General features: G+C 53.4%; 13 protein-coding genes. 9 read left to right on the top strand and 4 right to left on the bottom strand.

The annotated features are described in order from the left end of the window. Nucleotides 1–85: 85 nt before the first annotated feature. Nucleotides 86–490, bottom strand: coding sequence for a hypothetical protein (locus BOW51_RS03275; RefSeq protein WP_078476420.1), 405 nt, complete (start codon nucleotides 488–490; stop codon nucleotides 86–88). Nucleotides 491–735: 245 nt separating this feature from the next. Between BOW51_RS03275 and ychF the strand changes: the two genes are divergently transcribed. The 6 genes from ychF to proB all read left to right on the top strand — a co-directional run bounded on the left by ychF (nucleotide 736) and on the right by proB (nucleotide 5,960). Further along, nucleotides 736–1,827, top strand: a complete 1,092-nt coding sequence (gene ychF / locus BOW51_RS03270; protein ID WP_078476421.1) for a redox-regulated ATPase YchF — start codon at nucleotides 736–738, stop codon at nucleotides 1,825–1,827. A 107-nt stretch (nucleotides 1,828–1,934) separates the two neighbouring features. Beyond that, entirely contained in the window at nucleotides 1,935–2,897 is a 963-nt protein-coding gene (locus BOW51_RS03265) for a DUF3179 domain-containing protein (protein WP_078476419.1), read from the top strand. Between the two features lie 145 nt (nucleotides 2,898–3,042). Next, complete coding sequence (gene rplU / locus BOW51_RS03260) at nucleotides 3,043–3,354, top strand: 50S ribosomal protein L21 (protein WP_078476418.1); 312 nt, start codon at nucleotides 3,043–3,045, stop codon at nucleotides 3,352–3,354. A gap of 12 nt (nucleotides 3,355–3,366) precedes the next feature. Further along, complete coding sequence (gene rpmA / locus BOW51_RS03255) at nucleotides 3,367–3,624, top strand: 50S ribosomal protein L27 (protein WP_043118235.1); 258 nt, start codon at nucleotides 3,367–3,369, stop codon at nucleotides 3,622–3,624. Nucleotides 3,625–3,759: 135 nt separating this feature from the next. Continuing rightward, complete coding sequence (cgtA, locus tag BOW51_RS03250) at nucleotides 3,760–4,824, top strand: Obg family GTPase CgtA (protein WP_078476417.1); 1,065 nt, start codon at nucleotides 3,760–3,762, stop codon at nucleotides 4,822–4,824. Continuing rightward, the gene (gene proB, locus BOW51_RS03245; protein WP_078476416.1) at nucleotides 4,821–5,960 is read left to right on the top strand and encodes a glutamate 5-kinase; all 1,140 of its coding nucleotides are present in this window, start codon (nucleotides 4,821–4,823) and stop codon (nucleotides 5,958–5,960) included. The genes cgtA and proB overlap by 4 nt, the downstream gene beginning before the upstream one ends. A 136-nt stretch (nucleotides 5,961–6,096) precedes the next feature. Here the strand turns inward: proB and rpsT are convergent, their stop codons facing one another. Next, nucleotides 6,097–6,357 carry a 30S ribosomal protein S20 gene (gene rpsT / locus BOW51_RS03240; RefSeq protein WP_078476415.1) on the bottom strand — a complete coding sequence of 87 codons (261 nt, stop codon included), beginning with the start codon at nucleotides 6,355–6,357 and terminating at the stop codon, nucleotides 6,097–6,099. 278 nt (nucleotides 6,358–6,635) lie between these two features. Between rpsT and BOW51_RS03235 the strand changes: the two genes are divergently transcribed. After that, nucleotides 6,636–7,565, top strand: a complete 930-nt coding sequence (locus tag BOW51_RS03235; protein WP_078476414.1) for a porin — start codon at nucleotides 6,636–6,638, stop codon at nucleotides 7,563–7,565. Between the two features lie 106 nt (nucleotides 7,566–7,671). Then, the gene (murJ, locus tag BOW51_RS03230; protein WP_078476413.1) at nucleotides 7,672–9,216 is read left to right on the top strand and encodes a murein biosynthesis integral membrane protein MurJ; all 1,545 of its coding nucleotides are present in this window, start codon (nucleotides 7,672–7,674) and stop codon (nucleotides 9,214–9,216) included. Here the strand turns inward: murJ and BOW51_RS03225 are convergent. Together BOW51_RS03225 and BOW51_RS11850 are read right to left on the bottom strand one after the other, a co-directional pair. Then, nucleotides 9,194–9,784: a LysR family transcriptional regulator substrate-binding protein gene (locus BOW51_RS03225; RefSeq protein WP_306341482.1), complete on the bottom strand. Its 591-nt coding sequence runs from the start codon at nucleotides 9,782–9,784 to the stop codon at nucleotides 9,194–9,196. The genes murJ and BOW51_RS03225 overlap by 23 nt on opposite strands. Then, entirely contained in the window at nucleotides 9,784–10,065 is a 282-nt protein-coding gene (locus BOW51_RS11850; RefSeq protein ID WP_306341481.1) for a LysR family transcriptional regulator, read from the bottom strand. The genes BOW51_RS03225 and BOW51_RS11850 overlap by 1 nt, the downstream gene beginning before the upstream one ends. A gap of 106 nt (nucleotides 10,066–10,171) precedes the next feature. Between BOW51_RS11850 and BOW51_RS03220 the strand changes: the two genes are divergently transcribed. Then, nucleotides 10,172–11,109: 3-isopropylmalate dehydratase large subunit (locus BOW51_RS03220; RefSeq protein ID WP_078476412.1), on the top strand; the 938-nt coding region annotated here is incomplete at its 3' end.

Raw genomic sequence — 11,109 nt, 5'->3', positions numbered from 1 at the left:
GGAAAGCAGCGTTAAATCGTTTTATGATCGAGTTTGAAGATCGACTCATTGACCATATTTGAACAGGGCAGTTACACAGAATTATCTACAGGCTCTCCATGGAGGATGTCATCGCAGCCATGTTGATATTCATGGTGCCGATGTTTGATCCCAGTCCCTGCATTGCCTCCCCCATCTGAAGCATGCTACCAGTCATGGTCTCTATGTTACCTGCAAGGCTATCGAGGTCTTCTCCCATACTGTTCTGACCGCTGTCCATACTCGTCGCCATTTCAGAAATGCGTCCGGACATGTTGGACATATCACTGCGCATTGAATGGACATCATCACTCATGCGTATGACCGCTTTTGTCATCGTGTGCATGTCATTGCCCATGTTGAACATGAACATACCCATGCCGATGAAAGCGAGTCCGGCAATTACCGCGGCAATCAGGACCAGGGTGTTGTGCTGCCAGCCTTTTCCCGTGTTTTCCGGTTCGTTGTTCATGTGTCCTCCCGTTGTCGCCAGTTTAACCTATTCTGGTATGCAGGAATTTGAATAGATGCTCAGTGAAGATGCTTCGTGTGCTTATGCAATCCAGGTGGCGGAGTTGCAAACAACTACTCCTTTCTGTATAAAGCGCTAACGCGGATTCGGCACAGATGGTGTGCACCTGGCTGGTCGCAGAATCCTGTTCTGCCACTGGCTTCAGAATCCTTCAATTTCAGACCTTCAGTTTCGGGAATCTCATCATGGGTTTTAAATGCGGTATCGTCGGACTGCCCAACGTCGGTAAATCGACGCTCTTCAATGCACTGACCAAGGCGACCATTGCCGCGGAAAACTATCCCTTCTGTACGATCGATCCCAATGTCGGCATCGTACCTGTTGCTGACTCGCGCCAGGATCGCATTGCAGAGATCGTCCAGCCACAGAACATCGTGCCGACCACCATGCAGTTTGTTGATATTGCCGGACTGGTTGAGGGTGCATCTAAAGGTGAAGGGCTGGGCAACAAATTCCTCGCCAATATCCGTGAGACTGATGCGATTTGCCACGTGGTGCGCTGTTTCGAGAATGACGATGTCGTGCACGTTTCAGGCAAGGTCGAGCCGTTATCCGATATCGAAGTCATCAATACCGAACTGGCTCTCGCTGATCTCGAGTCGGTCGAGAAGGCACTCGACAAGGTCACGCGCCAGGCCAAGACCGGCGACAAGAAAGTCATCGCCCAGAAAGAGCGTTTCGAGAAGATACGCGATCATCTCGACAGCGGTGCGCCGGTACGTTCGATGGATCTCGACGAGGATGCACTTCTCGAGCTGCGCGACCTGCACCTGTTGACCATCAAGCCGACGCTCTACATCGCCAACGTCTCCGAGGATGGTTTTGAGAACAATCCCTACCTCGACCAGGTTGTTGAATTTGCCCATGCAGAGAATTCTGAAGTGGTTCCCGTGTGTGCCGCAATCGAGATGGAGATGGCCGAACTTGATGCAGAGGATCTGCAGGAATTTCTTGATGACCTCGGTCTCGAGGAGCCAGGGCTCAACCGTGTGATCCGTGCCGGTTACAAGTTGCTCGGCCTGCAGACCTACTTCACGGCAGGCGTCAAGGAAGTACGTGCCTGGACAGTTCCCGTGGGTGCGACTGCGCCGCAAGCAGCCGGTGTCATCCATACGGATTTCGAACGCGGCTTTATCCGTGCAGAAGTGACCAGCTACGAGGATTTCATCGGCAACGGTGGAGAGCAGGGCGCAAAAGAGGCCGGTAAACTGCGTATTGAGGGTAAGGATTACATCGTCCAGGATGGCGACGTCGTCCACTTTCGCTTCAACGTCTGATCACGGGGGTGCTCGCCATACGCAATCACAGCAGCCTGAATCGATGAAAGAAAATCATTGATTGCAGGATCGTCTATTCTATAGAGACCATGTGGCCAGGATTAAGTATGACAATTTCATTCAATAACTTCGTCAGATTGCTGATCTATGGTGGTCTGCTGGTGCTTGTTTTATCTGAACTGTCGCAGGCATATCTCAACAAGGGCGAGTTCAACGGTTTCGACATCAGCAACAGCCTGATCCCTGCTGATGAAATTCACCAGGGCGGACCACCAAGGGACGGTATTCCAGCTATCGACCGGCCGCGTTTCGTCAAGGCGGCCGATGCCACGCACGTGAAGAATAACGAAATCGTGCTGGGTATCGAGCTTAACGGCGTAGCACGCGCGTATCCCATCTCGATTCTTAACTGGCATGAGATCATTAACGACCGCATTCAGGAGCAGTCCGTGGTGGTGAGCTTTTGTCCCCTGTGTGGCACTGGCATGGTCTACCTGGTTGATGAGCGCGAAGGCTTTGGCGTGTCCGGATTGCTCTACAACAGCGATATGCTGCTCTATGACAGGGCCACCGAGTCCCTCTGGTCACAAATAAAGAGCCAGGCGATCAGTGGGCCGCGCCAGGGCGAAGAGCTCAACAGGCTACCGGTAAGCCACATGAAATGGAGCGCCTGGCGGGCCGAGCACCCCGACACATTAGTGCTGTCACGTGATACCGGCCATCAACGTGACTATGACCAGTCGCCTTACCTGGGTTACAGCAGCAGCGAACGGCTCTATTTTCCGGTCAAAAACCGGGATAACCGCTATCCCAACAAGGAGAGCATAATCGGCCTTGTACAGAATGGTCATTCCAGAGTCTGGCCTGTCAGCGAAATCAGGAAGTGCGATTCGCCCATCAGGGACAGTTTTAATGGCGAGCCTGTCACTATTCAATTTGACGAGGCGGCTGATCACGCCAAAATTACGGACAAACAGGGCAAATTACTGGATGCGACTAGGGCATACTGGTTCGCGTGGATCGCTTTTTATCCGGACAGCGAGCTATATCAGTGCAACCAAGAGAGATGATTCGGTGAAAAAAGCTGGAATAGACATCACTTTACGCTGATTTTGTGCTTGACGCAGGGCGCATAACTCACTAGAATTCTGCCTCTTCATTGTCGGGGCCAATAGTGTGCCGGCGAAAGATTCAAAGTATTCGGAGATTCAGGGTATGTACGCCGTGATCCAGACAGGTGGGAAGCAGTATCGCGTCAGCGAAGGCGCTACCCTCCGCGTAGAAAAAATCCAGGCCGACGAAGGCGCTTCTATCGAAATCGATAAGGTGCTGATGGTTGGTGAAGGCGACAGCGTCAAGATCGGTTCACCTTACGTCGATGGCGGCAAGGTAACTGCAACCGTTAAAGCGCACGGTCGTGGCAAGAAAGTCAACATCATCAAGTTCAAGCGCCGCAAGCATCACATGAAGCGCCAGGGACATCGTCAGTCCTATACTGAACTCGAGATTACCGGCATTGCCGGCTAAGGGAGACGTACAATGGCACATAAAAAAGCAGGCGGTAGTTCGCGCAACGGTCGCGATTCAGAATCCAAACGTCTTGGCGTCAAAATTTATGGCGGCGAAGCAATCTCGGCTGGCAGCATCATCATTCGTCAGCGCGGTACCAAGGTACACGCAGGTGTGAATGTTGGCTGTGGTCGTGATCACACCCTGTTCGCAAAAGCAGACGGTGTCGTCAAGTTTGAGATCAAGGGCCCGAAGAACAGGCAGTTCGTGAGCGTGGTTCCGGCTTAAGCTAGACGTATAAAGCTTTAAAAGCCCCGCCACGTTCAACGTGTCGGGGCTTTTTCATGTACAGGATGTGGTGACATGGATGTCATGGAGCGACCTATTGCGCTTTCATACAAACTATTTTGGTAGACTGATCCAATGAAATTCGTCGACGAAGCAATCATCAAGGCCGAAGCAGGTGACGGCGGCAACGGCTGTGCAAGCTTTCGTCGTGAAAAATATATCCCGCGCGGCGGTCCCGATGGCGGTGACGGCGGCGATGGCGGCAGTGTCTACCTGATGGCAGACTCGGGTCTGAATACGCTGGTCGACTTCCGCCACAAACGCCACCACCGTGCTGAGCGTGGTCAGAATGGCATGGGGCGTCAGATGACGGGTCACAAGGGAGAGAATCTCTACGTCAAGGTGCCTGTCGGTACGCGTGTTACAGACATCGAGAGCGAGGAGGTGATCGGCGAAGTGCTTGAGGATGGCCAGGAGCTGCTGGTGTGCCAAGGCGGCACCCATGGGATCGGCAATATCCACTTCAAGAGCAGCACCAACCGCGCTCCACGCCAGTTTACCCATGGTACAGAGGGGGACAGGCGCGTACTCAAGCTGGAGCTGATTGTTCTGGCTGATGTCGGTCTTCTCGGCATGCCCAATGCCGGTAAGTCCAGCCTGATCACCAAGGTCTCCAGTGCGCGCCCCAAGGTCGCCGACTATCCTTTCACGACACTCTATCCGAATCTCGGCGTGGTGCGTGCCGGAGAGGATCGCAGTTTTGTTATTGCAGATATTCCCGGTGTCATAGAGGGGGCTGCAGAAGGGGCGGGGCTTGGCATTCAGTTTCTCAAGCACCTGTCACGCACGCGCCTGCTGCTGCATATGATCGATCTCTCCACGTGGGAGCCGGAACAGATCAGCGAGGATGCCAAAAAGATCATCAAAGAGGTCGAGAAGTTTGGTGGCGACCTCGCTTCACGCGAGCGCTGGCTGGTCTTGAACAAGAAGGACCTGCTGCCTGCCGAGGATTTTGCCGAGCGCCGTGAGAAACTGCTCGCCGAGCTCGAATGGAGTGGTCCCGTCTACGAAATATCCGCCATCAGTGGCGAGGGTACCGATGACCTGGTCGCCGCGCTGATGCGTCACATTGAATTGAAGAAAGCAGAGTCGCAGCCTGTTGAGGAAGAGAGTGAGGAGCCATGGGATCCACTGGCATGAATTCTAATGGAATCGACCACCGTGAACGCCTGTCAGGGTCGAAGCGCTGGGTTGTCAAAATTGGCAGCGCACTGCTGACTGCAGAAGGCCGCGGTCTTGATCGTGATCGCCTGCGCCTGTGGGTTGACCAAATGGCTGACTGGGTGCAGGACGGCAACGAACTGGTGCTGGTTTCATCCGGTGCAGTTGCAGAGGGTATGTCCCGCATGGGCTGGAAAAAACGCCCGGAAGCTCTGCACGAGCAGCAGGCGGCAGCCGCAATCGGTCAGATGGGACTGGTGCAGGCGTGGGAGAGCTGTTTTGCACGCCGTGGCCTGCGTACCGCACAAGTTCTTTTGACACATGATGACCTGACAGGCAGGAAACGTTATCTCAACGCACGCAGCACGCTGCGAACACTGAACGCTTTCGGTGTCATACCCGTGGTTAACGAGAACGACACGGTTGCCAACGAAGAACTACGATTTGGTGACAATGATACCCTCGCTGCGCTGGTGGCAAATCTCATCGAGGCGGACCTGCTGGTGCTGCTGACTGATAAATCGGGTCTTTATGACAAGGATCCCGGCCTCTATCCCGATGCGGAACTGGTTGCCGAGGCGAATGCAGAGGATGAGTGGCTTGATGAAATCGCCGGAGACAGCAATAGCGGACTCGGACGTGGTGGCATGGTCACCAAGGTGCGTGCAGCACGTGTTGCAGCGCGCTCGGGTACGGCGACCCTGATCGCCGGTGGAACAGAGCCTGATGTGCTGGCCCGCATAGCCCGGGGAGAGGAAGTTGGCACCCTGTTGCTGGCAACACGCAAACCAACAGCTGCGCGCAAGCGCTGGCTCGCCGGGCATCTGCAGGTTGCCGGAAAACTGGTGCTTGATGAAGGAGCGCGCAAGGTTCTGAAGGAGAGGGGTTGCAGCCTTCTGGCGATTGGTATTACTACCGTTAAGGGTAATTTTCGCCGCGGCGAAGTGGTAGCCTGTGTGACTGATTCCGGCGAGGAGTTTGCACGCGGCCTGGTTAACTTTCACGCTGACGAACTGCGTCAGATCAAGGGCAAGGCATCAACCGAGATTGGTGAGATTCTCGGCTATCTCGATGACGAGGAAGTGATTCACAGGGACAACCTGGTCCTCCTGTAGGAGGCGTCCCGGGACCGATATGGATGGCGGAAGTGTTGGTTTTGAATGAGCAAATATCGATCTGCGATTAAAATGTACAGATAAAAAAAGACCGGCATATAGCCGGTCTTTTTGTGCAATTACGCTGTAACTGAAGTTACATGGCGCGAATTGCCGCGTTCAGGCGTGATTTATGGCGTGCTGCCTTGTTCGCATGAATCAGGCCTTTGCCTGCCATACGGTCAATCACGGGCGCTGCGGACTGGTACGCTTGGGTCGCTGCGTCTTTATCACCAGCTTCGATCGCTTTCAAGGTCTTCTTGATTTGCGTACGCATCATGCTGCGATGAGATGCATTGCGACCGCGACATTTCTCCGCCTGGCGAACACGCTTGCGAGCTTGCGCTGAATTTGCCACAGAGTTTCTCCTATATTCGTTAGTTTGCTAAATAAGGCGCGCAATTCTGACCGCTTTTCCATCATATGTCAATATTAATATTCGCCCTGACCAAACCCCTGGAGGGTACGTCATTGCCATAAAGCGGCAATTTTTGTTGCAAAAAAGTTACACGGGGTGTTTTTGTTGAGATTAATGTTGCGCCAATGCTACTTCGCAGATGAAATTCTTTTCAAGACCTTTGAAGCATGAGTTTACTCATACTTCAAATATTATAAATATCTCTGAGGGGTGTGGAAATGAAAAAGAGTTTAATCGCAATGGCCATGGCCGCAGCTATCGCCGCACCGGCAGCCAATGCCAATGTTGTAATTTACGGAAAAGTCCACGTTTCAATCGATCACGTCAAGAGTGAAAGCAGCGATGCGCGTTGGGCTGTCAGCAGCAATGCCTCGCGTATAGGCTTCAAGGGTACTGAAGACCTGGGTAACGGAATGAGCCTGATCTGGAAAGCGGAAACCACCTATGACTTCGCTGATGGTGATGCCAGGGATGGTGACCGTAATGCCTACATCGGCCTGACCGGTGACTGGGGTACTTTCCTCTACGGCAACCACGACACCGCGCTGAAGATGTCGACCGGAAAGCTCGATCTCTTCGCTGACACCATCGCCGACTACGATGAGACAATCGACTTTGATGATGAGCGCTGGCATGACAATATCATGTACATTAGTCCCAATATCAATGGGATAACCTTCGCTGTTAACGGTGCAATTCATGCAGATAGCGGTTCCGAAGAAGATCTGTTCCAGTCATATTCGATTGCTGCCATGTATAGCAACAACGGTCTTTATCTTTCTGCAGCCTATGAACTTGAGGATGGTAGTAGCGAAGAGAAAAACTGGCGTGTCGGTGCTGGTTACGATATGAACAACATCCATCTTGGCTTTGTATACGAAGATTCCGATCAGGAATTTGGTACCGATGCAAAAATGTGGCAAATCTCAGGTTCCTACACCATGGGTAACAACGTATTTAAGGCTATGTTTGGAGCTGAAGATAAGAGTACTAATGAGAATGGCTGGGCAGTAGGTGTCGACCATAAGTTGAGCAAGCGCAGCAAGGTCTATGCAGTCTATGTTGATACTGACAACGACATCAAAAATCATGATCTTGATGATGATGAGCAGAAAGGCTTTTCACTCGGTATGATCCACAACTTCTGATCTGGTTTCGATTCCAGATTCAGAATACTGAAGACCCGGCGATGCCGGGTTTTCTTTTTTCTGCGTTCTCCTTTACCCTTTAACCTTTCAATTCCAGGCGTCGTAGATGTCCAGACTCGTTAGTGCTCTTACCAAGGTCGGTGGTAATACAGGTCTGTCTCGCATACTCGGTTTTATTCGTGACCTGGTTTTCGCACGCCTGTTCGGAGCCGATGCGCATACCGATGCCTTTTTTGTCGCGTTCAAGATACCCAACCTGTTCCGCCGCTTGTTTGCCGAGGGCGCCTTTGCGGCAGCCTTTGTTCCGGTTCTTAGCGAGTACAAGGAGACGCGCAGTTTCGAGGATCTGAAAAGTTTCATTGATCACGTTGCGGGGACACTTGGGCTGGTGTTGCTGCTGATCTCTCTGCTTGGTGTGCTCGGCGCTCCCCTGTTGATTGCCGTGGTCGCACCAGGTTGGTATTTTGGTGAAACCGGCGAGGCACAACTCGCATGTGACATGCTGCGCCTGACATTTCCCTACCTGTTGTTTATTTCGCTGACGGCTTTTGCCGGAGGTATTCTGAACACGCACGGGCAGTTTGGTGTGCCGGCATTCACTCCTGTATTGCTGAACCTCTGCCTGATAGCAGCTGCATATTTTCTTACGCCCTTTTTCGATCCGCCGATCATGGGACTTGCGTGGGGTGTACTGATTGCCGGTATTGCCCAGTTCGCCTTTCAGCTGCCGTTTCTGCATAAGCTCAGGTTGCTGCCGAAATTCAAGCCAAGTAAAAAGGATGAGGGAGTGGGGAAGGTTATCCGGCTCATGGGCCCCGCCGTGTTCGGTGCCTCGGCAACACAGATTGGCCTGCTGCTGAATACACTTATCGCCTCGCTGCTGATCGAGGGTAGTATCTCCTGGCTATACTACTCGGATCGCCTGATGGAGTTCCCGGTCGGCATTCTTGGTGCGGCACTGGCGACGGTGATCTTGCCGTCACTGTCGAGAACCCACAACACGTCAACACCTGCCGAGTTTTCGCGCCTGCTCGACTGGGGATTGCGCTGGGTAATCTTGCTGGGCCTGCCTGCAGCGGTTGGCCTGTTTGTCATGGCAGGGCCGTTGATCAGTACGCTTTTTCAATCAATGAAATTCGATGCGCATGACGTGATTATGTCTCGTATGAGCCTGATGGCATACGGCTTCGGTCTCTTGCCTTTCCTGCTGGTGAAGATTTTTGCTCCCGGTTTTTATGCGCGCCAGGATACAAAAACACCTGTGCGTTTCGCAATCATTGCCATCCTCGTCAATGTCTCGGTGAGCCTGGTTCTGTTCAGCCCGCTTGGACATGTCGGACTGGCATTGGCGACGACCATTTCGGCCACGGTTAATGCCAGCCTGCTCTACTTGCGTCTGCGCAGTCTGGATGTATACCAACCACCGAATGGGTGGCGCATGCTATTGCTAAAGACGGTCGTGGCAGCATTTACCATGGGTGCCCTGCTGTGGTGGCAGATGCCGATGCTTGAGACCTGGTTACAGGCAACGCAGGGCTGGAAGGTGTGGCAGCTGCTGTTATGGGTTGTGATCGGTGTGCTGGTCTATTTCGGTGTCCTGCTGGCGCTGGGTGTCAGGAGAGTGGATTTCAACGGAAGGCTGCCGCACTAGCCATCTCCAGCATCGCCTTGGCCGCATTCGACAGGGTGCGCATGCGGTGTGTCACGGCACCAAGGTCACGTGTCAATTTCATGTCGCACTCGATGATCTTGAGTTCACTGCTCAACATGGTGTGCGGAATCACGCTCCAGCCCAGCCCGGTTTCGGCGAGCATCTTCAGGGTTTCCAGGTAATTGGTCGACATGTTGACTGTGAGCTGCAGGCCGAGCCGCGAAAATGCCTCCTCGAGAATCTGCCTTGTGTAGGTTGTCGGTCCGGGCAATACGGCTGCATATGCAGTCAACTCATCGAGTGGCACATGGCGATCTGACGGCAGCGGATGGTCAGTCGCGGCGACGACCTTTAACTGATCGGTCCAGAGATGCTCCAGCTGCAGTTTTTCAGGCTTGTCTGTCGGCAGGGTGACGATTGCCATCTCGAGTTCGCCCTGTTCAACCAGTTGGCAGGCGACTTCCGAATCCATGAAGCGGATATCCAGTTCAACATCAGGATAGCTGTGGCTGAAACTGCGCAGGATGCCAGGCAGGCGATGCAATCCGATATGATGGCTGGTCGCCATCAACAGCTTGCCGCCGATATGGTCTGAGAGACTGTTACGGCACGCTGCATCTCGTCGGCATCCGCAATCATCTGCAGCGCCTTGGGAAGCAGGATCTCCCCCGCCTCTGTAAGCGAGATATTTCTGCCAATACGGTTGAAAAGCGGTGCCGAGAGTTCGCTCTCAAGTGCTGCGATACGCTTGGAGACCGCCGGCTGGGTCAGGTAGAGGTTTTCGGCGGCACGCGAGAAGGAGCCGCTGCGCGCGACTTCGATAAAAACCGACAGAGTGTGGATATCCATACATCTATTCTATATTGGAATGGATGTAATGAAAGATATGAATTTGTTTTATAGTTGGCCGGGAACTATGCTCAACATCGTTAATTGATAGAAAGGCAGATTGCAGATGCAGGCGCAAACACTCTACGACAAACTCTGGAATGACCACGTGGTGCGGTATGACGATGACGGCACGGCGTTGCTTTACATCGATCGCCAGTTAGTACACGAGGTGACCTCACCGCAGGCATTCGAAGGTTTGCGGATTGCCGGGCGTTCGCCGTGGCGTGTCGACGCCAACCTTGCGACGCCGGATCACAATGTACCGACCACGGATCGCGACCTGGGAATTGCCGATCCGGTATCGAAACTTCAGGTCGATACCCTCGATGATAACTGTGACGCATTCGGTATTACAGAATTCAAGATGGATGACATCCGCCAGGGTATTGTGCATGTCGTCGGTCCGGAGCAGGGTGCAACCCTGCCTGGTATGACAGTCGTCTGCGGAGATTCACATACCGCCACGCATGGTGCATTTGGTGCATTGGCCTTTGGCATTGGTACATCGGAAGTTGAGCACGTACTGGCTACCCAGTGCCTGATCCAGCGCAAGTCGAAAGCGATGCTGGTGAGTGTCGATGGCAAGGTTGGTGAGGGCGTGACTGCCAAGGATATTATTCTTGCCGTGATCGGCAAAATCGGCACCGCTGGCGGTACCGGTCATGCAATTGAGTTTGGTGGTGAGGCGATTCGCGATCTCTCTATCGAGGGTCGTATGACGCTGTGTAACATGGCGATCGAGGGCGGTGCCCGGGCCGGTTTTGTAGCAGTCGATGAGAAAACCATTGCCTACGTTAAAGGCCGCCCATATGCACCGCAGGGCGAGCAGTGGGAACAGGCGGTTGAATACTGGAACACACTGCATTCCGATGAGGGTGCGGAGTTTGACACGGTTGTAAATATTGATGCGGCATCGATCGAACCACAGGTGACCTGGGGTACTTCGCCTGAAATGGTGGTTGGCGTGCGCGATGAGGTGCCAAACCCTGCACACGAGAGTGA

Origin of the sequence: Solemya elarraichensis gill symbiont (assembly GCF_002021095.1) — a bacterium.
Lineage (GTDB): Bacteria > Pseudomonadota > Gammaproteobacteria > Chromatiales > Chromatiaceae.
Note: the sequence above shows the minus strand (reverse complement) of the source record. Positions and strands in the feature narration are given on the sequence as shown.